General features: G+C 60.2%; 24 protein-coding genes. 13 read left to right on the top strand and 11 right to left on the bottom strand.

The window, feature by feature from the left end; genetic code table 11:
- Positions 1-56 precede the first annotated feature (56 nt).
- The 5 genes from ACODTY_RS17945 (at position 57) to ACODTY_RS17925 (ending at position 4724) form a co-directional block, all read left to right on the top strand.
- The gene (locus ACODTY_RS17945; RefSeq protein ID WP_488995568.1) at positions 57-1145 is read left to right on the top strand and encodes an ABC transporter substrate-binding protein; all 1089 of its coding nucleotides are present in this window, start codon (positions 57-59) and stop codon (positions 1143-1145) included.
- A 120-nt stretch (positions 1146-1265) separates the two neighbouring features.
- Entirely contained in the window at positions 1266-2303 is a 1038-nt protein-coding gene (locus ACODTY_RS17940) for an ABC transporter ATP-binding protein (protein WP_488995567.1), read from the top strand.
- Positions 2300-3154: an ABC transporter permease gene (locus ACODTY_RS17935; RefSeq protein ID WP_488995566.1), complete on the top strand. Its 855-nt coding sequence runs from the start codon at positions 2300-2302 to the stop codon at positions 3152-3154. The genes ACODTY_RS17940 and ACODTY_RS17935 overlap by 4 nt, the downstream gene beginning before the upstream one ends.
- Positions 3151-3948, top strand: a complete 798-nt coding sequence (locus tag ACODTY_RS17930) for an ABC transporter permease (protein ID WP_488995565.1) — start codon at positions 3151-3153, stop codon at positions 3946-3948. Before ACODTY_RS17935 ends, ACODTY_RS17930 begins: the two co-directional genes overlap by 4 nt.
- Complete coding sequence (locus tag ACODTY_RS17925) at positions 3948-4724, top strand: carbon-nitrogen hydrolase family protein (RefSeq protein WP_488995564.1); 777 nt, start codon at positions 3948-3950, stop codon at positions 4722-4724. Before ACODTY_RS17930 ends, ACODTY_RS17925 begins: the two co-directional genes overlap by 1 nt.
- On the opposite strand, the gene ACODTY_RS17920 is transcribed toward ACODTY_RS17925, so the two are convergent.
- On the bottom strand, positions 4711-6117 hold the full coding sequence (locus tag ACODTY_RS17920) for an MATE family efflux transporter (RefSeq protein WP_488995563.1): 1407 nt from the start codon (positions 6115-6117) through the stop codon (positions 4711-4713). The two genes, ACODTY_RS17925 and ACODTY_RS17920, sit on opposite strands and share 14 nt — an antisense overlap.
- Before the next feature lie 282 nt (positions 6118-6399).
- Between ACODTY_RS17920 and ACODTY_RS17915 the strand changes: the two genes are divergently transcribed.
- Together ACODTY_RS17915 and ACODTY_RS17910 are read left to right on the top strand one after the other, a co-directional pair.
- Entirely contained in the window at positions 6400-7062 is a 663-nt protein-coding gene (locus ACODTY_RS17915) for a hypothetical protein (RefSeq protein ID WP_488995562.1), read from the top strand.
- A 9-nt stretch (positions 7063-7071) separates the two neighbouring features.
- Positions 7072-7743: a hypothetical protein gene (locus tag ACODTY_RS17910; protein ID WP_488995561.1), complete on the top strand. Its 672-nt coding sequence runs from the start codon at positions 7072-7074 to the stop codon at positions 7741-7743.
- 787 nt (positions 7744-8530) lie between these two features.
- Here ACODTY_RS17910 and ACODTY_RS17905 read toward each other — a convergent pair.
- Positions 8531-8818, bottom strand: a complete 288-nt coding sequence (locus ACODTY_RS17905) for a GIY-YIG nuclease family protein (RefSeq protein WP_488995560.1) — start codon at positions 8816-8818, stop codon at positions 8531-8533.
- Between the two features lie 266 nt (positions 8819-9084).
- Here ACODTY_RS17905 and ACODTY_RS17900 point away from each other — a divergent pair, with 266 nt between their 5' ends.
- Positions 9085-9717 (top strand): HAD family hydrolase, encoded by a 633-nt coding sequence (locus ACODTY_RS17900; RefSeq protein ID WP_488995559.1) that lies wholly within the window; start codon positions 9085-9087, stop codon positions 9715-9717.
- A gap of 19 nt (positions 9718-9736) precedes the next feature.
- On the opposite strand, the gene ACODTY_RS17895 is transcribed toward ACODTY_RS17900, so the two are convergent.
- Positions 9737-10504: a class II aldolase and adducin N-terminal domain-containing protein gene (locus tag ACODTY_RS17895; RefSeq protein WP_488995558.1), complete on the bottom strand. Its 768-nt coding sequence runs from the start codon at positions 10502-10504 to the stop codon at positions 9737-9739.
- Between the two features lie 184 nt (positions 10505-10688).
- On the opposite strand from ACODTY_RS17895, the gene ACODTY_RS17890 reads away from it, so the two are divergent.
- The 3 genes from ACODTY_RS17890 (at position 10689) to guaA (ending at position 13488) form a co-directional block, all read left to right on the top strand.
- On the top strand, positions 10689-11147 hold the full coding sequence (locus ACODTY_RS17890) for a PaaI family thioesterase (protein WP_488995557.1): 459 nt from the start codon (positions 10689-10691) through the stop codon (positions 11145-11147).
- A 1-nt stretch (position 11148) separates the two neighbouring features.
- Positions 11149-11784, top strand: coding sequence for a 5'-methylthioadenosine/S-adenosylhomocysteine nucleosidase (locus ACODTY_RS17885; RefSeq protein ID WP_488995556.1), 636 nt, complete (start codon positions 11149-11151; stop codon positions 11782-11784).
- 141 nt (positions 11785-11925) lie between these two features.
- Positions 11926-13488, top strand: a complete 1563-nt coding sequence (gene guaA, locus ACODTY_RS17880) for a glutamine-hydrolyzing GMP synthase (protein WP_488995555.1) — start codon at positions 11926-11928, stop codon at positions 13486-13488.
- Positions 13489-13575: 87 nt separating this feature from the next.
- On the opposite strand, the gene ACODTY_RS17875 is transcribed toward guaA, so the two are convergent.
- The 5 genes from ACODTY_RS17875 to ACODTY_RS17855 all read right to left on the bottom strand — a co-directional run bounded on the left by ACODTY_RS17875 (position 13576) and on the right by ACODTY_RS17855 (position 17816).
- Entirely contained in the window at positions 13576-14460 is an 885-nt protein-coding gene (locus ACODTY_RS17875) for a fumarylacetoacetate hydrolase family protein (RefSeq protein ID WP_488995554.1), read from the bottom strand.
- Positions 14461-14475: 15 nt separating this feature from the next.
- The gene (locus tag ACODTY_RS17870; protein ID WP_488995553.1) at positions 14476-15795 is read right to left on the bottom strand and encodes an MFS transporter; all 1320 of its coding nucleotides are present in this window, start codon (positions 15793-15795) and stop codon (positions 14476-14478) included.
- Between the two features lie 172 nt (positions 15796-15967).
- On the bottom strand, positions 15968-16681 hold the full coding sequence (locus tag ACODTY_RS17865; RefSeq protein WP_488995552.1) for a dienelactone hydrolase family protein: 714 nt from the start codon (positions 16679-16681) through the stop codon (positions 15968-15970).
- A 59-nt stretch (positions 16682-16740) separates the two neighbouring features.
- Entirely contained in the window at positions 16741-17361 is a 621-nt protein-coding gene (locus tag ACODTY_RS17860) for a cupin domain-containing protein (protein ID WP_488995551.1), read from the bottom strand.
- Between the two features lie 74 nt (positions 17362-17435).
- Positions 17436-17816: a Rieske (2Fe-2S) protein gene (locus ACODTY_RS17855; RefSeq protein WP_488995593.1), complete on the bottom strand. Its 381-nt coding sequence runs from the start codon at positions 17814-17816 to the stop codon at positions 17436-17438.
- Positions 17817-18302: 486 nt separating this feature from the next.
- Here ACODTY_RS17855 and ACODTY_RS17850 point away from each other — a divergent pair, with 486 nt between their 5' ends.
- A complete protein-coding gene (locus ACODTY_RS17850; RefSeq protein WP_488995550.1) occupies positions 18303-19058 on the top strand; it encodes an IclR family transcriptional regulator in 756 nt (251 codons plus the stop codon).
- A 26-nt stretch (positions 19059-19084) separates the two neighbouring features.
- On the opposite strand, the gene ACODTY_RS17845 is transcribed toward ACODTY_RS17850, so the two are convergent.
- Positions 19085-19810: a Crp/Fnr family transcriptional regulator gene (locus ACODTY_RS17845; protein WP_488995549.1), complete on the bottom strand. Its 726-nt coding sequence runs from the start codon at positions 19808-19810 to the stop codon at positions 19085-19087.
- Positions 19811-20729: 919 nt separating this feature from the next.
- On the opposite strand from ACODTY_RS17845, the gene ACODTY_RS17840 reads away from it, so the two are divergent.
- Complete coding sequence (locus ACODTY_RS17840; protein ID WP_488995592.1) at positions 20730-21536, top strand: LuxR C-terminal-related transcriptional regulator; 807 nt, start codon at positions 20730-20732, stop codon at positions 21534-21536.
- A 107-nt stretch (positions 21537-21643) separates the two neighbouring features.
- Here ACODTY_RS17840 and ACODTY_RS17835 read toward each other — a convergent pair whose 3' ends face one another.
- Together ACODTY_RS17835 and ACODTY_RS17830 are read right to left on the bottom strand one after the other, a co-directional pair.
- Positions 21644-22327 (bottom strand): sugar transferase, encoded by a 684-nt coding sequence (locus ACODTY_RS17835; protein WP_488995548.1) that lies wholly within the window; start codon positions 22325-22327, stop codon positions 21644-21646.
- A gap of 496 nt (positions 22328-22823) precedes the next feature.
- Complete coding sequence (locus ACODTY_RS17830; protein WP_488995547.1) at positions 22824-23747, bottom strand: glycosyltransferase family 2 protein; 924 nt, start codon at positions 23745-23747, stop codon at positions 22824-22826.
- Positions 23748-23818: the final 71 nt, after the last annotated feature.

Here is a 23818-nt window from a genome sequence, read left to right as displayed (position 1 = left end):
GGCATAGAATTCGTATAACAAGGGAACCCGGCCAAGCCGGAACAAGGGAGACAACGATGACTGACTTCGCAAACAACAAATTCAGCCGCCGCACCGTGCTTGGCGCGGGCATTGCGGCAGCGGGCATGCTCGCAATGCCGGCTGTGCTGCGCGCACAGGACAAGTCTCTGAAAGTCGGCGTTTACGGCGGTTACTTCAAGAAGTCGTTCGATGAACACATCTTCCCTGAGTTCACGAAGGCGACAGGGATTGCCGTTGAATCCGTGGCTGAGCCGACCGGCGAAGCATGGTTGGTGCAACTTGAACAGGCAGCCAAGGCGGGGCAGGCGCCAGCCGATCTTTCGATGATGTCGCAGACGTCTACATTGAAGGGCCAGTCGACGGAATTGTGGCAGCCGCTCGATACGTCGAAATTCAAGCACTATGGCGACTTGCTCGACCGCTTCGTCAACAAATACCCGGATGGCCGCGTTGCCGGCATTGGCGCAGTGGCATGGTACATCACTCTGGTCACCAACACCGATACTTACAAGGACGCGCCAACCTCATGGGATGCGCTTTGGGATCCGGCGAACAAGGACAAGCTCGGCCTGCTCGCGCTGGCCTCCAACTCTTTCCTGCTCGAAGTAACGGCAAAGACTTTCATGGGCGGCACCAATGCGCTGGACACCGATGAGGGATTGGAAAAAGCCTTCGCAAAGCTCGCGGAAGTGAAGCCGAATGTGCGTCTGTGGTATCGCGACGAGGCTCAGTTCGAGCAGGCGCTGAAATCGGGCGAAATTCCGATGGGCCAGTATTACCATGACGTGACCGGCCTTGCTGCCGCTGACGGCTTCCATGTCCGCTCGACCTTCCCGAAAGAGGGAGGTATTCAGGACTCCGGCAACTGGGTTCTGTCGCGCGCGTCGACCAAGGTGGAAGAGGCACATGCTTTCATCGACTATATGAGCCAGCCTGCGATCCAGGGTCTGATGTCGCGCAAGGTCGGCACGGCTCCAACTCTCAAGAGAGAAGTTCTTGACCTCAAGCCGGAGGAATTCGCGGCCGTGTCGTCGGAGATCGAACCGATCATCCCGCGCTACGATCTCTACACATCGAAGTCGGACTGGATCAACCAGAAGTGGACCGAGCTGATCGTCGGCTGAGCGGCTAGTTTAGCTGCGCGCGACAGGAATAGTTGATCAGGCCTGTCGGTACAGTCTCCCCGTTTTCGGGGAGACTGGTGCATTTCACATCCTTCACGGTAACGTATTGAACAGGGTCCCATGTCCGGTCTTGCCATCAACGACATTACCAAGAATTTTGGTGATTTTGCCGCTGTAGATAATGTCAGCCTATCGGTTCCCCACGGCACCTTCGTCTGCCTGCTTGGCCCGTCGGGTTGCGGTAAGACGACGTTGCTGAGGATGATCGCCGGGCTTGAGGAGCCAACTGGTGGCGCCATCATTCTCGATGGCGAGAACATCACCTCTTTGCCGACGCACAAGCGCAATCTCGGCATGGTGTTCCAGTCTTTGGCGCTCTTCCCACACTTGTCCGTCGGCGAAAACATCGCCTACGCCCTTCGCATTCGCGGCCGGGCCAAGGAAGAGCAGCGCAAACGGGTCGAGGAATTGCTGGCGCTGATCCATCTGCCTGGCTTTGCCGACAGGCCGGTCGCAAAGCTGTCCGGCGGCCAGCGCCAACGCGTGGCCATTGCGCGCGCGCTCGCCCTTTCGCCCAAGCTGTTCCTGCTTGATGAGCCGCTTTCGGCGCTCGACGCCAAGTTGCGCGAGGACATGCAGGTGGAACTGCGCCAGTTGCAGCAGCGGCTTGGCATCACGACAATCGTCGTCACCCACGACCAGCGCGAGGCGATGACCATGGCCGATCTTGTCGTGGTCATGGGCAAGGGCAAGATCCTGCAGGCCGCGCCGCCGATCGAGATCTATCGCAAGCCGGCTGATGCTTTCGTTGCCGACTTCATTGGCATCACCAATCTATTGCCGATCGAAGCCGATAGCGCCGGTCGCGCTACCGTGCTTGGCACTGCCGTTCCTGGTCTTGCGCTACCCGCCGGCATGAACAAGGCTTCGCTTTCCATTCGTCCCGAGGACGTCAGTATTACGGCGCCCCGAGAGGGCGCGCTTGTCGGTACCGTCAGTTTTGTGCGGGACCTCGGCGGCACCATCGAGACCTTTGTCGATGCGGGCGGCACAACCATTATCGCCGTTGCGACGCCGCGCGAGCGGCCCAACGTCAGCGTCGGCCAGAGCGTCGGGGTCGTCCTGCCGCCTGAAAGTTGCGTGGTGCTGAAGCAATGAGGCGCGAAGCCCCCAAGACGATAACCGACTACACGCCGCTTTTCTTTCCCGGCCTGATGCTGGTGGTGTTCTTCGTCGTGCCGTTTTCCACGATGATCGTTGTCAGCTTCTTCAAACGCGATCCCGCCGGCTTCTACACCCCCGATTTCGTCATCGACAACTACGCCCGCTTCCTGTCTGTCTTCTTCGGATCGGTGCTGGGCTTTTCCCTGATGCTGGCAGTCATGGTCGCGATCTGTTGCGTGGCCATCGCGTTTCCATTCACCTACCTTCTGACCAGATGTTCGAGGCGCGTGCAGACGTTGTGGCTGGTAGGCCTGCTGTCGGTTCTCTCGCTGTCCGAAGTCATCATCGGTTTTGCATGGTCGACGCTGTTTTCACGCACGGCCGGCATCACCAATCTGTTCGTCACGTTGGGTCTGATGGAGGAACCGGTCGCGCTGCTGCCCAGTTTCTGGGCGGTTTTGACGGGCATGGTCTACCAGGCGCTGCCCTACACCATCCTAGTGCTCTATCCGGCGCTTGTCCGTCTTGACCCGACCTTGCTGGAAGCTGCGCGCACACTTGGCGCATCGCCGCTGCGCGCCTTCTTCAATGTCGTAACGCCGGCCTTGCGCAACACCATAGTGGCAACGCTGATCATGGTCTTCGTCTTTGCGCTCGGCTCCTACCTGTTGCCGCAGATACTTGGTCGCCCGCAGCACTGGACGCTTTCGGTGCTGATCACCGACCAAGCCATCTACCAGTCGAACATGCCGTTTGCTGCAGCGATGGCGGTGTTCCTGGTGCTGATCTCGCTGGCGCTGGTTGGTATGACGCTTCTCGTCGGTCGCAAGGAGAATGCGCTGTGATCGCCTTGCGCCGCCTCTATTTCACGCTTGTAGCGCTGTTTCTGGCCGCCCCGCTCATCGTGGTCGCCGGCGTCTCGATCAATGAAAAGCAGGAACTGACCTTCCCGCCGCGCGGCTTTTCGCTGTCGTGGTACGGTCAGATTTTTACCGATCCGGAATGGCGTCTGGCGCTGATCCATTCGGTCACGCTTGCCGTCTGTTCTGCGGCAATCGCGGTTGCAATCGCGCTGCCTCTGGCTTGGTTCCTGTGGCGGCGGATTGCGCCCTGGGCCAACATATTCCAGGTTCTCGGCCTCGCTCCGTTCATCTTGCCGCCAGTCATCACTGCACTCGGCTTTCTCACCTTCTGGGCAACCGTCGGCCTCTTCGGCCAGTTCTTCACGGCAATCATCAGCCATGCCATTTTCTTCGTGACGCTGCCGCTGGTGACCCTGTCGCTCGGGTTTGCCTCCATCGACCGTTCGCTTGTCGAGGCAGCCGCAACAATGGGCGCGGATGATCGCACGGTGTTGAAGACCGTGGTCCTGCCGCTCATCCTGCCTTATCTGGTTTCGGGCTACGCCTTCGCTTTCGTGCTTTCGCTCAATGAGTACATCGTTGCCTACATGACCATCGGCTTCACCACCGAGACGCTGCCGATCAAGATTTTCAACGCCTTGCGTTACGGCTACACGCCGACTATGGCCTCGGTTTCGGTATTCTTCGTTGCGGTAGCAGCCCTGGTTTTCGGCTCCATCGCCCGCTTTGGCGACATCAGGCGCTTGCTTGGCGCCATGGGATCGGATGGCAACTGATGCGGCTGGCGATTTACCAGATGCAGGCGAAGGCTGGCGACGTCACCGCCAATCTCAGCAGTATCGAGGCGGCTGTCCGCAAGGCCGCTGCGCAAGGCGCTAACTTTTTCGTCGCGCCCGAGCTTGCCCTGCCGGGCTACGGCGCTGGCCCGGCCATGGCGGCATTGGCAGAGGCTCCGGACGGCGCGAGTTGGAGGCACCTTGCCGCAGTCTCGCGCGCAACCGGCGTTGCCATACTTGCCGGCTTTGCCGAGAGGGATGGCGAGACTGTCTACAACAGCGCGCTTTTCGTGGACGGCGACAAGCCGCCGGTCGTCTACCGCAAATCGCATCTCTACGGTCCCTATGAGCGGGGTCTTTTTGCCGCCGAGACGCCTTCAGCGCATATCATCGAACATGCCGGCATCAGGTTCGGCATGCTGATCTGCTATGATGTCGAGTTTCCAGAAAATGTGCGCAGGCTTGCCCAGGCAGGTGCGCAGGCCGTGTTGGTTCCGACAGCCTTGCCGGCAAGCGATCATGCCGATTTCATCGCCCGCAAGATGATCCCGGTACGTGCCTTCGAGAACCAGGTGTTTGTCGCCTACGTCAATCATTGCGGCGCCGACGATCGCTTCGCCTATGCCGGCCTTTCCGGCGTGGCCGCGCCCGACGGCACGCTTCTCGCCGCCGCCGGGGATAGGAGCGAGGAACTCCTGATCGCCGACCTCGACCCTTCGGCGTTCCGGCAAACAGCTGAGCAGAACCCGTATCTGGCCGATCTCAGGTTGGGCTGAATCTCGGCACCGGCGCGAGCAGGTCGCGCTTCATCCACCGCCAGAGAAGAAGCACTGCGACCACGGCAAGCCCGGCTGAAAGGCCGATCCAGATACCCACGCCGGCCATCTCGTAGTGGAATGCCAAAAGCGCGCCGAGCGGCATGCCGACGCCCCAGTATCCGATTGCGGCGATGACCATCGGCACGCCCGTATCGTGCAGGCCGCGCAACATGCCGGCACCGACGGCCTGTGCGCCGTCTACGATCTGGAACAGCGCCGCGAAGATCAGGAATGTCGCAGCGATAGCGACCACTTCGGCATTGGCGATGTTGTGGACATCGATGAAGAGGCCGATGAGCAGGTGCGGTACAGTAATCATGACCAGCGCCGACAGCCCCATGAAGCCGACGCCAACACCATAGGCGGCCCAGCCGGCACGGCTGACGCCGGCTGCATCGCCTGCGCCGTAAGCTATGCCCACGCGAACGGTGGCGGCCTGGTTGACGCCAAGCGGCACCATGAAGCTGATCGAGCAGAGCTGGATGACGATCGCATAGGCCGCGAGCGACGCCGCCCCGATGATGCCCATCAAAAAGGCCGCCGCGTTGAATAGCGTCGTCTCGAACGCCATCATCGCGGCAATGGGGATGCCGAGACGCATCAACTGCCGGAAGCGGGGCCAGTCGGCTCGCCAGAAGCGGCCGAACAGGCGGTAGCGCTTGAAACGGCGATCCAGCGACACGACCAGGAACATGCCGACGAACATCATCAGGCTGGCAATGCTGGTGGCGATGCCCGAGCCGACGATGCCCAGCGCCGGTGAGCCGAGATGGCCGAACACCAGCGCCCAGTTGCCGAGCAGGTTGACGCCGACCGCCACGAACGCAACGACCGTTGCCCATCCCGGCCGTTCAAGCGTGGTGATGAAGGAGCGCAGCACGATGTAGAAGTAGAACGGCAGCAGGCCCCATTGCAGGGCCCGCAGGTAGGCTCCGGCCTCTGCTGCCAGCGCCGGCTCCTGGCCCATGGCAAGCAGGATGGTCTCGCCGTTCCACAATAGAAGCCAGATCGGCAGGCTGATCAGCACGGCGGCCCACAAGCCCTGGCGCACGGTGCGACGCAACTCGCGCACGGAATGGCGGTTGCGGCCGACCGAATGAGCCATCATCGGCACGGTCGCCAGCATAAGGCCAAGGCCGAACACCATCGGCGCAAAATAGAGGTTGCTGCCGAGCGCGCCGGCGGCCAGCGTGCCGGCACTGACGCGCCCGAGGATCATGACGTCGGTAACGGTCATCGCCGTCTGGGCGAGGTTGGTAAGCACCATCGGCCACGACAGCGCGAGTGTCGCCTTGATCTCGTCACGCCAGAGATTTTCCGGTGCTCTCGCACTGGCTTCGATCGCAGACATTGGTATCCAACTTTCGGGCGGCACGTCGGCATGAAGCCGGAAGCCGTAGTCAAGACCGCGGAATTTCATTCTTGCGGCGTGGAGCGTCGCTTGTGGCTGACCCGCGACATTTTGGCAAGGCCTGCAACGGACGAGCGATTGAGCCAAGCGCCCTACCGGCGCACTCGCCGGCAGCTATCTTGTCGTCGGCTCAGTCAGTCTTATACTGCGGTCCAGCAATATGTCTGGCCTGTTCTATTGCGGGGGGATATTTTGAAAAGGCAAGCGGTGAGAGGCGCCGGCATGGCGCTTGCGATTTCTCTTGTTGCCGCTTGGTCGGCTCCGGCAGCGGCCGACAGCATTTGCGGACCGGGCAAGCAGTTGGCCTCGAATGCCTGGGCCTGCATTCCCGAAACGTCCGTCTCCCGAAGCAATTCGTCGAACAACACGGCTGCCGCGATTGGTGCGGCTGCGGGCATTCTCGGCATCGTCGGTGCGCTGGCCGGACAGCTTACGCCGACAGACAATGTCGGTCAGGCTTCCCTCGACACCAAAGACGCCGGCAATGCGAGCCGCATGATGAACAGGAGCGGCTTCCTGAACATGCAGAAGGGCAATTTCAGCCGCGCGGCGACTGCGTTCAAGCTGGCGGCCGAAAGTGCCCGCAAAGCCCAGAACTGGGATGAGGCGACGCAAAACGACAAGAACTGGTCGATAGCTGTTGCCCACGGCCATCTTCAGGCGGCGGTCAAGGCGGAAACCAAGGGCGATGTGCGTGCCGCCAGCAAGTCCTATCACGCGGCGATCGTTGCGGCCCAAACCATTGGCGACAACGACCTTGTCCAGCAGTTGCAACGCCATAACGACGACCTCGTGCGTAAGGCGAAGAAGGCTGGCAAAGGCAAGGAGACCATTCCGACCGGCTCCCAATGCGCCAATGTCAACGGCGTCCTGCGCTGCCAGTAAGGGGAAGAGATGTCGAACCGGAAGTCTTTTGGCGCAGCATGTTTTTCGGCCATGCTGCTTGGCCTCGCTTCGTCGCCGTCTGTCGCGGAACCGGCGAATTTCAGCTGGCTGATGATCGAGAACCTGTCCGTCGTCTATGACAACTATACGTCCGGCAATCCGAATGTCGGCGCGTCGAGGACAAAGAACAAATATGACAATTCGTCGATCGGGTTTCAGGTCTTCGAGGGCGGCTCGCTGATCACGACGACGACCTTCCAGACCAAGATGTGCAAGATCGACGGGGCGCTGCAGACCCCAAGTTTTGCCTACAAGGTGGATGGCACCCAGAACGAGAACTTCAACTGCAAGATCAAGGACGAGTCGCAGCGCGGTTCTTTCAAGACCACCATCAAGGGCACCGGCAGCTATTCGGGCGGCGTCTTGAAACTGTCCGGCAAGGTCACCCAGCGCGGCACCTACACGCTGAACATCGCGACCGACAGTCCTACGAGCTATGTGGTGACCAACGACCAAAGCGTCGTCGTGGTCATCTCCGGGAAAAAGTGCACGCTGAAGTCCTTTTCGCTAAAGGGCAAAGCGTCCTCCAGCAGTCCCGAAACCTCGCGCCACTATGCGAGCAGGAGCGAGGACACGATGACCTACCAAGTCACGTCGAAGACGCGCTGCAAGCTTTACTGACGCACCTGCCGTAGACACACTTATTCATCGCCACGCCCGGCTTTTGCCGTCTGGCCATTGTCAAAGAACTGACCTTTGCTTGTGTAGCGCAGGTCGGGAGGACGGGCGGCCGTTCGGTCGCTCGTTTAGATAAAGTATGCGGCCTTGCGGCCGCCCGTCCGGTGTCTGTCATCCAGTCGACCGGTCCCAAGATCGTCCGATGGGTCTCACCCTGTCGCGACGATCAGGCGAAATGCGCCTCCTGCCGCCACGGGTTCTCTTTCCTTTGTCATGGAAAGCCCGCCGCAGGACGCCGGCCTGTCGGATGCCCTCGGGTCCATTGGCGCCGAACCAATGGGGGGAGGTCACCGCCGCCCTAACCGTTGCCCGGTGCGCAGCCGGTTCCCGCAAGAGCGATGGGGCAGAGTATGCGGGAAGTGGGAAGGGCGGGGATAAGTGAGGTGGAAGATTTTTCGGGAACTGAGCGGGAACAATGGGTTGGCATGAAGAGGGGGCGTCTACAATCCACATTCTGAAGTGCTTTCGCACTGCCGCACTGTCACGGAATGGATCCCGGACATTCCTTCCTCGCTTCGCTCGAAAGCGAATTCCGGGATGACGAAGTGGATGGGAATACGCCTCAACATGATTCGGGATCACGCCCGACTAGCCAGCCTTGCATCCGTCGAGGCGAAACCCACCTACCGCGTCATCCCGGAAGCGAGCCGAGCGAAGCGATGGCGATGCTGTCCGGGATCCATTCCGTGACGATGAAACCGGATGCGCAAAACGTGCCACACACGCTGCACTACCAGCCCATGCCGCCGTATAATTCTCGCCAGTCGGGGTTCATCTCCTCGATCAACCGGACTTTCCATGCACGGCGCCACCGCTTGATGCGCTTTTCGAAGACTATGGCTTCGCCGATATCCTGGTACTCCTGATACCAGACAAGCCGGATTGCTCCATATCGGTCGGTAAAGCCGGAAGAGATGTGCTGCTTGTGTTCGTGCGCGCGCCGTCCAAGATCGGCAGTAACGCCGGTGTAGAGAGTACCGTCTTTCTTCGATGCGAGAATGTAAACGTAGCCGGACATGGCTCTTGGCAACAGGCAGGACCGCCCCACAGTGTCATGTTTCGGCACCCCAAGCCAGCTTTGGCTTGGGCGATTGAAGCGCTGCCGCGGTGTCACGGAACGGGTCCGGACATTCCTTTCTCGGCTGCGCTCGAAAGCGAATTCCGGGATGACGAAGTGGGGGCGGCTTCGCCCAGGATGCCACGCCCGTGCCAGTTGCCGGTTTATCTCTTGCGCTGCACCGTTTATGAACAACATGACGAAGTTCGGGGCAAAGGAAGCCTTGCATGACGCCGAAGGCGGTTTTCTGGGACATGGACGGCACGCTGGTCGACAGCGAGCCGTTGCACGAAATCGCATTGCGCAAAGCCCTTGAGGAAGAGGGCATCGTGCCGCCCGCCGATCTGGCCGAGCAGGTGGTCGGCATCGCCGCCAGCGTCGTCTACCAGATGTTTCGCGAGCAATATGGCCTGCGTGTTCCCTATGACGAATGGATAGCGCGCAAGTACGGGCATTACCTGCCGCTGGTCGAGAAGCTTGTACCGCGGCCGGGCGCGCTCGAGATCTTTCGCGAACTGAAGGCGAGGGGCGTTCACCAGGCGGTGGTGTCGAATTCGGACCGCATCGTGGTCGATGTCAATTTGCGGGCCGTCGGCCTGTCCTATGCCGGCATGAAGTCTGTCAGCCGCAATGATGTGCGCGAGGGAAAGCCCCATGCCGAGCCGTTCCTGCGCGCGGCGTATCTTGCCGGTGTCGATCCTGCGGATGCGGTTGCGATCGACGACAGTTGGACAGGCGTCAACTCTGGCCTGGCGGCCGGCATGAAGACGGTGTTCTGGCCGGAACGGCCGATGGCCGGCCCGGCAGGTGCGATCAACGTCAACTCGCCTCAGGAGTTGCGGCAGGTGCTGGGCCTTTGATCGGGGCCGAAACGCGCGCTCAGTTGCGGTAGACCGGCTCTTGTTCGTCCAGAATGGCTTTGAGCTCGCCAAGGTGACGTTCGGCCTGTCCCGGATAGTCGTCCAGTTCGCGCGCGGTCTTTTCGGCGATCTCGTCTGAAAGAACCCGGAGCGGCTGCCCGGTCCACAACGCCTTGATGTAGGTCTCGGCGGCGCGCTCGAAATAGAACATGCGGTTGAAGGCGTCCGCGACGCTGTCGCCCACCACCAGCACGCCGTGATTGCCCATCACCATCACCTTGTTCTTCGGGTCGGCCAGTAAGGCCGAGCAGCGCTCGCCCTCTTCCTCGAAGGCAAGTCCGCCGTAGTTTTCGTCAACGACATGGCGGTTGAAGAAGGTGGCGCAGTTCTGGTCGATGGGCGGAAGGCGCGAGTCCGCCAATGAGGCAAGCACCGTGGCGTGGATGGAATGGACGTGCATGACGCAGCGCGCATGGGCGACGTTGCGATGGATGGCCCCGTGCAGGCCCCATGCGGTCGGATCGGGTGCGTTCGGACCTTTGAGCGTTTCGGGATCGTTGGCGTCGATCAACAAAAGGTCGCTCGCCTTGATGCGGGAAAAATGCGCCTGGTTGGGGTTCATCAGGAAGCGGGTGCCATCCTCGTTCACCGCCAGCGAGAAGTGGTTGGCCACCGCCTCATGCATGTTGAGGCGCGCCGTCCAGCGGAACGCACAGGCCAGATCGACGCGCTCTTCATAGAAGGGAAGATTGGTCAGGGTTTCCTTCTGCAGCCTTGCGATGCTCATGGCGATGTCCTCCGTTGGCCGAGGATGCAGCGCACCGGCTGCGGGAACAACTGTAAATTCTTGGGCCAGTGAGCAAAACGGCGGCGATGCGATTGTGCAGGGTGGATTGCTCTGCAATAAGCGCTTCCACTTTGGACGAGGGCCCAGATCAGGCGAGGGCCCAGATCAGGCTAGGGGATTGACGATGGCGGCGAAGATCGTACCGGCTCCCGATTATGAAGAGCGCGTGAGGGCTTCCTTTGCGCGCCAGCAGGCCATGGTCACCATTGGCGCGGAATTGACGCTGGTGACGCCCGGCATCGTGGAGATCGAGATGCCCTTTTCCACCACGCTCACCCAGCAGCACGGCTTCCTGCATGCGGGGGTTATTTCCACCGCACTCGATTCGGCCTGCGGTTATGCAGCGTTTTCCATGATGCCCGAAAACGCCAGCGTGCTGACCATCGAGTTCAAGGTCAATCTGCTGGCTCCGGGCAAGGGCGATCGCTTCCTGTTTCGCGGCTCGGTGACCAAGCCCGGCCGGACGATCATCGTTGCCGACGGCCAGGCGTATGCCTTTGGATCTGACGGCGAGGCGAGGCTCATCGCCACCATGACTGGCACGATGATGACGGTTGCCGGCCGCGACGGCATCGCCGGCTGAGATGGCCACGGTCACCATCGCCGGCAAGCGCGTGCTGTTCGTCATGGCGCTCGACGCCGAGTACGGCCCGGCGTTGCGCAAGCTGTTCACGCCATTGATGACAGGGGTCGGGCCGGTCGAAGCCGGCGTGAAGCTGGGCGCCGAACTGGCGCGGCTGGATGCTGCCGGCGCGCTGCCCGATCTTGTCGTCTCGCTCGGATCGGCCGGATCGCGGACGCTTGAGCAGACGGAAGTCTATCAGGCGGTGTCGGTTTCCTATCGCGACATGGATGCTTCACCGCTCGGATTTGCGAAGGGCGAGACGCCCTTTCTCGGCCTGCCGGTGACAATGGCGTTGCCGCATCTTGTCCCCGGCGTGAAGCAGGCGACGCTTTCCACCGGCGCGTCGATCGTCTCGGGCAGCGCTTACGACGCCATTGCCGAAGACATGGTGGACATGGAAACCTATGCCTGCCTGCGGGCCTGCCAGTTGTTCGGCCTGCCGCTGATCGCGCTGCGCGGCATCTCCGACGGCGCGGCGGAGCTGAAGCATATCGACGACTGGACCGAATACCTTCACGTCATCGATGGCAAACTGGCGGCCGCGATCGGCTCGCTGGAAACCGCACTTCAGGCGGGCTCGCTTCGGATTCCATAGGCCGGGCTTAGCGGCTGCACTTGACTCGATGGATGAACGGGAGCGGTGCGCGTGACTCATTGCATGAGGCGGCGGAATCGGATTGTCAGCTTCAACCACTAACCCATTGCGCCGACTCAAGTTCTTCTTTAAACGCCCGCCATGACGACGACCAATCACTCCGACACCATCCTCATCATCGACTTCGGCAGCCAGGTGACGCAGCTCATCGCCCGGCGCGTGCGCGAGGCCGGCGTTTACTGCGAAATCGTGCCGTTCCAATCGGCGGACGAGGCGTTCAAGCGGATCCGGCCGAAGGGCGTCATCCTCTCCGGCAGTCCACACTCCACCGTCGATATCGGCAGCCCGCGCGCACCCGACGCGATCTTCGCCGCTGGCGTTCCTGTGCTCGGCATCTGCTATGGCGAGCAGACGATGTGCGCGCAACTCGGCGGCAAGGTCGAGGCCGGCCATGAGCGCGAGTTCGGCCGCGCCTTCATCGAGATCGAAGACGACTGCGCCCTGTTCGACGGCGTCTGGGCCAAGGGAACCAGGCACCAGGTCTGGATGAGCCACGGCGACCGCGTTACCGCCATCCCGCCGAGCTTCAAGGTGGTGGGCACGTCGAACGGCGCGCCCTTCGCGGCCATTGCCGACGAGAAGCGGCACTTCTATGCAGTGCAGTTCCACCCCGAAGTGGTGCACACGCCGGACGGTGCGAGGCTGCTTGCCAACTTCGTCAACAACATCGTTGGCCTGAAGGGCGAGTGGACCATGGCCGCCTACCGCGAGCACGCGGTCGAGGCGATCCGCAAGCAGGTCGGCAAGGGCAAGGTGATCTGCGCGCTGTCGGGCGGCGTCGACTCTTCCGTGGCGGCGCTGCTCATCCATGAGGCCGTCGGCGACCAGCTCACCTGCATCCTCGTCGACCATGGTTTGATGCGCAAGAACGAAGCCGCCAGCGTGGTGGCGATGTTCCGCGAGCACTACAATCTGCCGCTGATCCTGGTCGATGCTTCCGAGCGCTTCATCTCGGCGCTGGAGGGCGAGAGCGATCCGGAGAAGAAACGCAAGACCATCGGCCGCCTGTTCATCGAAGTGTTCGAGGAAGAGGCGAAGAAGCTGGGTGGCGCAGATTTTCTTGCCCAGGGTACGCTCTATCCGGACGTCATCGAAAGCGTGTCCTTCACCGGCGGGCCGTCGGTGACGATCAAGTCGCACCACAATGTCGGCGGCTTGCCTGCGCGCATGAACATGCAACTGGTCGAGCCGCTGCGCGAATTGTTCAAGGACGAGGTGCGCCTGCTCGGCAAGGAACTGGGCCTGCCGGAAAGCTTCATCGGCCGCCATCCTTTCCCGGGTCCGGGCCTTGCCATTCGTTGCCCGGGCGGCATCACGCGCGAGAAGCTCGACATATTGCGCGAGGCCGACGCGGTCTATCTCGACGAGATCCGCAAGGCCGGCCTCTACGACGCCATCTGGCAGGCCTTCGCTGTGCTGTTGCCGGTGCAGACGGTGGGCGTGATGGGCGACGGGCGCACCTACGAGTTCGTCTGCGCACTGCGCGCCGTGACTTCGGTCGATGGCATGACGGCCGACTTCTACCACTACGACATGGAATTCCTCGGCCGCGCCGCGACCCGTATCATCAACGAGGTCAAGGGCATCAACCGGGTCGTCTATGACGTTACGTCCAAGCCGCCCGGAACGATTGAGTGGGAATAGTGAATCGGCGGCAATAGCACTATTGCCGCCGACCCGGTGGTTCCGCTTTTCTAGCGTTTGCGCTTACCTGTCGGAGCCAACAGCCGACTACGCAACCTTTTGATCGAGCGCCTCGGCTTTCGCTGAGACATGCACGGTCATCGTGCCCAGATCGCTGATCTCGGCCAGTATTACATCGCCCGGCCTGATGGGGCTGACGCCCTCGGGCGTTCCGGTCAGGATCACGTCACCCGGCTGGAGCGTGTAGAACGACGACGCGAACTCGATCAGTTCCGCCACGCCGAGGATAAGGTCGGCGGTGTTGGACTTCTGCCGCCTCTCGCCGTTGACCGATATTTGCAGGTCGAGACGACCCGGATCTTGAACGTCGTCGGCAGTCGTGAGCCAGGGGCCGAGCACGGTGTAGCTGTCGGGCGACTTCCTAAAACTGCGCTCCTCCGGTCCGCGGATCGTAATGTCGAGGCCGATGCAATAGCCCGCGACATGTTGCAGGGCCTGCGCGCGCGATACGCGGTCGGCGGTACGCCCGATCACCACCGCCAGCTCGACCTCGTGATCGTTGCGGCGATCCAGCTTTCGCAACTGGATGCCCTGTCCCGCGCCGACCAGCGAGCTGGGGGCCTTCAGGAACAGGCCGGCCTTTTCGATGTGGTTGATCTTGACGTCGTGGTGCAGGTCGGCGTTGGCCAGCACTTCTTCCAGGTGCTTGCGGTAGTTGACCGGTGCCGCGACGACCTTGCCCGGATTCGCCACCGGGCTGAGAAGGCGCAGATCCTCCAGCCGCAGCCGCTTCGCTTGTCCGCGAAGCGCGCCGATCCGCTGCGTTACCGCTTCGAGATTTGCGATCAGCGGGTCGAACGCCGGCAGCGGATAACCGGATCGCGGGATGACATCCAGCGCCTCGGTGACGTCGATGACCTCCCGGCCATCGACAACACCCAGACGATTGTCGTTGAAACGACAGAGCTTCATTTTGCTAGTCCCCTGTTACGCCGCTGCCGGCTTCAAGATTTTCGTCAGCGCAAAGCAGGCCACGGCTCCGATAATGAGCGGGACAGCCGCATAGACGTAGAGCGCGCTGATCGGCAGTTGCATGCCGACGAGAATGCCGCCGACGACCGGGCCGAGCACGGCGCCGACACGGCCGATGCCGAAGGCGAAGCCTGCACCGTTGGCGCGGCACGACGTCGGGTAAAGCATGCCGGGCGTGGCGTTCAGGCCAAACTGCAGGCCAAGAACGCAGAAGCCGCCGAGAAATGCTGCAAAGAGCATCAGGCTAGGCCACGACGTTGCCAGATAGCCGAGCGAGGCGACCACCGGCACTGCAATGCAGAACATGATGGTGATGGGCTTCAGGCCCTGCTTGTCCACCAGCCGGCTGAGCGCAAGGCCACCGCATGTGCCACCAAGCTGGAAGATCGTCAAAGCGAGAACGCCGCGCGTTGCCGTGCCGTCCACGGTGGAAACGAGCGTCGGCATCCAGCTGTTGATGAAATAGAAGATCATCAGGTTGATGGCGAAGACCAGCCACAACAGGGGTGTAGCCAGCGCGAATTTTCCTTCGAACAACTGCCTGAGATGGAATTTGCTGCCTGCCGCTTCGTGGGTGACGAACTGGTCGCTTTCACTGATGTCGATTGCAGGGTCCAGCCGCTGCAGCATTTCGACGGTGCGTTGCTTGTTGCCGCGCAACGCAAGGTACCTGACGGACTCGGGCAGCGTGAAGCAGAGGCAGACAGCGACCGCGATCATGACCGCCCCGCCGAGTGAAAACAGGATCTGGAAACCGTGCGTCGGGACCAGCCACATGGATACGAGGCCGGGCAGCGAGGCGCCAAAGGTATTGCCGGTGAACATCAGGATGACCATGGTGGCGCGCAAACGCTTCGGCGCGTATTCGGCGCTCAGTGCAACGGCGTTTGGAAACACACCGCCAATGCCGATGCCGGCAAGGAAGCGCAGGATAGAAAGCTCGCCGAGCGAGGATGACCAGGCGGCTGCAAGCGTGAAAACGCCGAAAATCATGCAGGAAATAATGGTGCCGATCTTGCGCCCATAGCGGTCGCCGACATTGCCGAGGGCAAGCGACCCGATCAGGATGCCAAACAGGCTTGCGCCCAGCATTGGCCCGAGTTCAGCGCGATCGATACCCCAGTCGGAAACAAGATGCGGGCCGGAAAAAGCTGCGGCAGTTATGTCATATCCGTCCAGCATCATCACGATGAACAGCCAGAACAGCAGACTGATGTTAAATCGACCAATCTTCAAATTGTCGATGGTGTCTTCCACATTGACGATGCGTGACATTGGTTCCCCTCCCTTGGAAACCTTCGGCGCCTGGCTGCGCCAAGGCCGAAATATTTTGTTTTCGTTGGCCGTGTGGCTTGGCAAATCCCTCAGTCAAATCCCCGTCGGTCCTTGTCCTCCTCGCTTGATGGCTTCAGGGCGCAATTTTGTGAGGCAACACGCCTCGCACCCGTTACTTCGCTCGATACCAGTCCAGATAAGCCAGCGACCGCCGCCATGCCTCCTGCGCGGCGATGGGCCGGTAGACTTCCGGGCGGTAGTCTTCGTGGAACGCATGACCGGCGCCCGGATAGCTGTAGATTTCCGCGGGGTGCGACTTGAGAGTTGATCTCAACGCTTCGACGTCGCTTTGCGGGATCAGCGGGTCCTGCTCGCCATAGTGAGCCAGCAACGGGCATTTCAGGTGCTGGGCTGCGTCAAGCGGTGATACCGGCTTGCGGTCGGTTGTCTGGCCGTACCGGATCGTTCCATAGAACCCGACCGCACAAGCAAGGCCCTCGATTTCCGAGGCCGCCAGGATTGCAAAACTTCCGCCGACGCAAAATCCCATCACCGAGATCCGCTTGCCGTCGATATCCGGGCGAGATTTCAGGAACTCGACATTGGCTGCGACGTCGGCCAACACGTCGCGATCCGACAGGGATGCGACGGCAGCCATGATCTTCGCGCGGTCACTGAGATCCGGAACGCCTCCGGATCTTGCGTAATAGTCCATCGCGACACTGGCATATCCCTGCTCGGCCAGCGCATCCGACATGCGATCTATGTAGGAATTCAGGCCGGCAACTGCCGGCAGGATGATGACTGCGGGAGATGAACTGCCCGCGCCACGCTTGAAGAAACTGCCAGCAGAGCCACCTTGCAAAGAGGTCGTCGTGGAACTCAAGATAATCTCCCTTGCGAAGAAGGTGGATGCTGGCAGTGGGCTAAGTTGCGAACCGGCCGTCAATTAGCCGTTTTGATAAGGATCGACTTGAGGTTGGCGACGTCTTCTTCCTGCTCGTCCGCGTTCCACGAAGCTGCCTCTGACTTGACGATGTGCTGGATGTTTTCCTGGCCCATCGGCTCTTCCCAGAACAGAGCGCGCATCTGTGCAAGGATCGGCAGGTCGTGGATCGAGAGCATGATCAGGTCTTCGTCGCCGGTATTGAAGAACTGGTGTTCGTTCCAGGCCGGGCAGGTCAGCACGTCGCCGGCCTTGAATTCGATCTCGGTGCCGTTGACGATCGCCCGGCCCTTGCCCTGCACCCAGTAGTAAAGCGCGACCGAATTGTGCTTGTGCGGCGGCAGATGTTCGCCCGGACGAAAGCGCTGGAAGCCCGCGAACAAGGCAGGCGATGCGCCCGGCGCCCCGGCCCATGAATTGTTTACGAGACATACAGCGCGGCGATAGCTCGGATAGCGCTTGGGGTCCGCTTCCATCCCGTCCATCACCTTGACGATGTCGTCCCAGCGCCAGATTGCGGGCGGTGTTTCAGGCTGCACCAACCTTTTGAAGTAAGTGTCGATGTCCATCACCTCTGAGTTGCTGAGGTCCGGTTTCTTCTTTTCGATATCCATATCCATGGCAGTTCTCTCCTCACCAAAATCTATGTTTGTCTACTTATTCGGATGCCCATCGGTGATTGGCGGACATCGAATTACCTCGCGGTGTTTGCCTTCGGCGAAGCAACGCTCCCGCCGACGAACACCGTTTTGTCCCTGATCTTGACCTTGAAGGTGCGGACCGGCCGGCCTTCATCGCCCGGAGGCTCCGAGGCGACGATCTCACCGCGCACCACGTCGTGTTTCCAGCCATGCGCCCGGCAACGAACGGCGTTGCCCTCAAGGCATCCGTTCGAGAGCTTCACGCCCCAGTGCAGGCAGCGGTCTTCGAAAGCGTGAAAAGAGCCGTTGATATTGGCCAGCACCAGGGCGCGGTCCGAAACGACGAACCGCCTCATTTCTCCCGGGACCAATTCATCGGTCTGGGTAACGGCAACGAAGCCATCCTGCTCATCGAATGACGAGGCTGTTTCCATCACGCGGTCCTCCCAAAAACCGACAGGCTCGAAACGAGCTCTTCTTGACAGATTTCAATTGTTCTATATATTGAACAATGATCTGTATGTTGAACAATGCGTAACATGGAATTTTTTGGTGCACAAGCGGGTGATTCGATTTTCGTGTGCAGCGGCTGGATCTGCCGGGACCCAAGGTCTCAAGGCAGCGGCCGGGAGTGGGCGTGGTTTGCGCGATAGCGTGCTGGTCTCTGCATGCCGAACGCAGGGCAGGCCCGAGCGGGCATCGTGCCGGAAGTCGGCCTCGGCACCTCGGGGAATCGCGAACCCGCCGACGTTTCTCACGCTGCTATCCGGTAAATCCCACAGGAGCGTCTGCTGGTGCGCCGCTTGACTTAGGCGTCACCGAAAGTCCACGAGTGCAGGCAAATCATCGAAAGACAAAAAGCAATGCAGACCGGAAAACCTCAGTCTGGTGAAAAGACCGACGCAAAGGGACCCGTTTCATTGGTTCCCGCAGTTGAGCGCGCGGCCGCAATTTTGCAGTATCTGCAGGAGAACTCGGTCCCAACGCAGTGCACGGTTACCAAGATCGCCAAGGCGATCGATGTCCATAAAAGCAGTTGCAGCTATATTCTGCGAACCCTGGAGTTCTCCAATCTGGTCGAGTACGACCCCACGACGAAGGCTTACTCGTTGGGCTCGTCGTTGATTGTGCTGGGGGCCACCGCAGCCCAGCGGCGCGATATCCTGATGATCGGACAAAGACCGATCGAGGCGCTGGTGCAGGAAACGGGCCTGACCTGCCTGACCTTCACCCAATTGGCCAACAAGAGCTTCCTCATCATCGCAAAGACGGACAGCCCGCGCGAAATCAAGGTCACGATCGACATCGGCAAGTATTTTGCCCCCGGAACGCCCGCACTCTCGCGCGTGGCAATGGCGGCCATGACCCCGGCCGATGTCGACGACTACATCGCGGCGCACTGCCAGACGAAGTTCACGGCCCTGACCAGGACCGACCGCAAGACGATCCTCGAGGAAATCGAGCAGGTTCGCGAGAACGGATATTCGCTCAGCGTGGGCGAGTACTATGCCGGAAACACGGTTGCCGTCGCTCCGGTTTTTTCGCCGAACGACGATGTATGCCGTGGCATTTGCCTGATTGGCTTTACTTCGCAGGTGCCGGTGGAGGATATGCCGCTTCTCGGCGAAAAGGTGCGGGCAACCGCCCAGATGATCACGCAGGGCCTTGGCGGGTAGGGCAAAGCTCGCAGGGCGGACGAGGTTCAGCCCGGCTTGTAGTGGTCCATGTAGGTGAAGTCGAAATCGGTGAGCTGGGCGAGCCGGTCCCGATCGAGGAATGTGACCACGCCGTCGCGGAAAAGCAGGAGATCGGATTCGCGAAGGTGCCGCAGCACGCGGTTGAGATGTATGGCGGTGATGCCGACGGCGTCGGCGACGATGCTTTGCGACAGCGGACATCGGTAGGTGGTGGACGAGCCGAGGCCGATCAGTTCCATGCGCGCGCCGAGTTCGAGCAGGAAGTGCGCGGTGCGCGCCATGGCGTCGCGCTTGCCGACGCAGACCAGGTGCTCGGTCACCATCGCTTCGTCGCGGGACGCGGCCCATAGCAGCGTCATGATAAGTCGGGGCGTGAGGCGAAACGCTTCCCAAAGCCGGTCGGTATTGATCTTGCTGACCTCGACGTTGGTCAGCGCCACGACGCTCTGGTCGGAATTTCGCAACAACAGGCTGCGCAGGCCGATGAAGTCGCCGGGGATCTCGATTTCGACGATCTGCCGCGCGCCATCACGCAATCGTTTATAGGCACAGGTCCATCCATCGTGCAGGATATAGGCCGCGTGCTGCTGTTGCCCCTCGTAGATGAGTTCCTTGCCCGCAGCGACGAAAGTGCGCGCGCCTTGCAGCGTTTCGAGCATAGCCGCCTCCTGGGGACCAAGCGTCGTATACGCCCCCAACTTGCGGAATATGGCATCCGTGCGAGCTACCATGTTGCAGGCAGGCTCCAATCTCTGGTTGTGATCACTAGCTGCAATCTGGATTATAGTACCCTAATTAAGCATGAAGCACTAATTTAAGTTAGTGCCTGATGTGCAATTGGCGTTGAAATTCAAGCTATTCAATATCCGTGCAAGTCTTGCGTAAGCTTCGTAGATCGATTGCCGAAGGTTGCAGGCGAAAATTCTTTGCGTGGTGGATTACACGCGAGCCTGGCGTCGGGTTACCTCGAACCACGTTGAATAGGTACCCTACATCGAAATGTGTAGGGGTTTTGTGTAGGAAACGACTCGACTTTTATTTCCAAAATTGCAGTAGGTGCGCGCGCAATTGCCAATCCCGAAACTATTCGGAAAAGAAAGATCGGCGCAGGCAATTTTAAAAATCCGATATATTCGGAAGGAGACTTGAAGACCGTCGTTCGCCTGATTCGCGATTCGCGGCAGGAATCAAGGTCAGCGCGATTTCCTGCGGGCTCGACGGGTCTGGCAAGGCGGTCGGCACAAGACGTAATCTTGCATTTTTGAGATTATGTCGTGGCCGGAGCGGCAGAAATATTCGTCTACGTTTCAAGTTGTTAGTCAGGGAATGATTGATCTTGGTAATTTAGCTGGCATTTTATTAGAATAATATGTGTAAAGTTTACAAATTAACCAACTAAGCCGATTGGGCGTGAGATATTGGGGAAAAAGATCATAAATTTAAAGCTTCGTTAACCTAAATTAATGACTAGTACAATCTTTTTATCTATTCCAATCTGGTGCAATAGTCCGCGAAACCGAGTTGGGATCCCTGTGGGACAGGGTGGCGCCATTGGTAGATGCCAAGGGCGGCTGGTGTTCGGGGAAGCGGTGGGGAAGGCGGCCTGCGGCCTTGGTGCCGTAGGGAAAGGAGCTACGTGTCATGACACTTATGGGAGAAATGAACGTCAATCATACCCAGTTCGACTTTCAGCAGCAGTCTGTCAGACCTGACGATGGCGACAGCGTTGCGGATTTGTCGGCACTGCCTGCAAAGTTCGTGGTGATGATCGATTCCAGGGCGCTCGGCCGTGAATGCTTCGTGCAAAGCGTGGCGGCCCAGAAGTCGGGCATGAATGTGCTTGCCTTTGCGTCGATCGAAGAATGGAAGATGCAGAGGCTGCACCACCCGTCGGCCTCCGCGATCCTTGTCAATGTCGGCAGCCGCAAGATCACGGAGCCGTCCGTTGCCGAGGAAATCAGGAACCTGTCGGCTGAGCTCGAGGGCGTACCGGTCATCGTGCTTGCTGACGGCGACGAGCTGCCGCAAATCGTCAAGGCATTGGAATGCGGTGCGCGCGGCTACATTCCGTCGTCGGTAAACATCCAGGTTTGCATCGAGGCGATCGGGCTGGCGCTTGCCGGCGGCGTGTTCGTCCCGGCAAGCAGCGTGATGGCGATGCGTCAGATGTTGGAATCCGGCGCCGAGCCTGCACGTCCGATGGCCGGCATGTTCACCTCGCGGCAGACCGAAGTGGTCGAAGCGCTGCGGCGTGGCAAGGCCAACAAGATCATCGCTTATGAACTCAACCTTCGCGAAAGCACGGTCAAGGTTCATATCCGCAACATCATGAAGAAGCTCAAGGCCACCAACAGGACCGAAGTTGCCTTCAAGATCAACGATTTGTTCCCGGGCGATTTCGTTGTGCCCTCGCACAGCATCCATGCTGGCGCGCGCATGCCTGTCATTCATTCGTGACCAAGAGAGCTTAAGCCTCATTTCTGACCGAGGCCGGGTCGCCATGCTTAGCATTGGCGGCCCGTTTTTATTGCTCTGTTGTTTGTGAGGCGCCAAAATCCCGGATATCACAGACCGGTTCCGCGAAACACCACGCCGACGGTCTGGAAGATGATCTGCATATCCGTTCCAAAAGACATGATGCGCGCGTAGCGCGTGTCGTGCAGGGCGCGTTCCGTGAAGGTGCAATTGTTGCGGTCGCTGACCTGCCAAAGGCCGGTCAGGCCCGGCCGAAGCTCGAAATAGGCCGTGCCCGGATATTGCGAGCGCTGGTCGAGGCACATCGGCCGCGGGCCGACAAGCGACATCTGCCCGAGGAACACGTTGAAAAGCTGCGGCAGCTCATCCAGCGAGTACTTGCGCAGAAACTGGCCGACCCTGGTAATGCGGGGGTCCTGCCTGAGCTTCTGGTTGAGGTCCCATTCGATCCGAGCCGCCGGATTGTCCTTCAGATACTGCTCCAGCTTGGCCTCTGCGTCGGGCACCATGGTGCGCAGCTTCCACAGCTTGAAAGCCTTGCCGTTGCGGCCGACGCGGGGCTGGGCGTAGAACGCCTTGCCGCCGTCAAGCTTGACCAGAAGCGCCATGGAACCGACCAGGCCAAGCGCAACGGGCGCCACGGCTACGGTCGCCGCGACATCGAAGCAACGCTTGAAGCCGAAATAGATTTGCCGAGACCATGGCTTTCGATTGCCTTCCGGCAAGTCGAACGGCAGGCCATGGATGTGCGTTCTGGAATATTCTTCCAGCATAGACTGCCCCGCCCAATGATACGTGCTTCCAGCGTCCGAACGCCAAAGCCAAGCCCAAGTGAACGTCTTCAGGAGGGAGCAAGTCCGTCACAGAGTAGTTCACATTAATAAAAGCTTAACCAGTTATGATTTTTGGCAGCAATTCATCGACTTTAGACAGTTTGATCTAGATACGGAAAGTAGTCTTCAGGCACTTGCAAAATGCTTTTGGAGCAATCCGTGATTCGGCAGGGGTAACGTCGGAAATCTCAGCTTTTTTCTAAGCCGATAAGGGAATCTTCGGCGGGTTTTTGTTTTCTCACGAAGCTGAATGACCAACCTTCTCGCCAACTGCACTTGTTCAAAGTGCGCAGGTGGTATCTCCGATGGTTCAATAACCTATGCGAACGGAGGCTGTTGCGATGCAGCACACATCAAAAAGGATGAGGCTTTTGGTGTAGGCTAGACACAAGGCGTAGGCCGAATGAGGCGCAATTGCCCATCGGGTGCAAAGCCGTCAGGACTTTTCCCTGTTCCAGGTTCCGACAACGGCGGCGCTGTTGTCTTTGAGCGCAAGACCGAACATGCGCCTGGCCCGGTAGAGCCGGATGCGGGTCAGGCAGACCAGCGCCAGCCATCTGGCGCGCAGGCCGCTGATACGGCTAGATCGTAAGATTGAGATGGCTCCGGGCAGCGGCGATACCGCCAGTGCCGCGGCAGTGGCGAGCCATCGCGCCATCGCCTTGCTGCTGCCGCCGACATGGCGGAATTCGTGCGCGACATGCCTGTCCCACCGCCTTGCCAGTTCCCCGAATGACTTGCACGAGTTGGTAAGCACCTTGGCTTGCGACAGATAGGCGATCTTGAAGCCCATTGCGCTTGCACGTTGCCCCCACTCGGTGTCTTCCATGGTGGCGATGCCGCCAAATGGCCCGACGGCGCGAAACACCGATGCGCGCACCGCCATGTTGCCAGTCGCGGCAAATCCGTATTTCTCGACATAGTCGCGGGCGCGGTAACTGTAGATGCTTTCATAGGCCTCGACGCCCGTCAGCCTTGCCGGATCGGCCGGCAAGATGCCGATATCGCCGCCCAGAAAGCCGGTTTCGGGATGTTGCTCCATGCGCTCGATGATGGAGCGCGCCCAACCGGGGCACGCGACGCAGTCGGCGTCGATGAAAGCGATGAGCTCCGAGCGCGACACGCTTGCGCCGAAGTTCCGCGCTGGTCCAGGTCCCGGTGTCGCCTCCCGGTGCAGATGCACATTTGGCAGGCCGGCGCACGCTTGCGTGGGCAGTTGCGCGGAGCCGTTGTCCACGACGATGATTTCGAAGTCGATCCCGTCCCGACGTTGTTCGACGAGCGAAAGCAGGCAGCGGCGCAGGTCACCCGGTTCGTTGAGATGCGGGATGACGACGCTCAATCGAGGAGGCGAATCCATGGCATTTCCTGTCGGCATGTCGGCGCGATCGCGCAACTTTGGCAAACGTCACGCGCATGAAGACTTTTGAT

Source organism: Mesorhizobium sp. FG116 (assembly GCF_057809835.1).
This window is presented reverse-complemented; position numbering and strand designations above follow the sequence as displayed.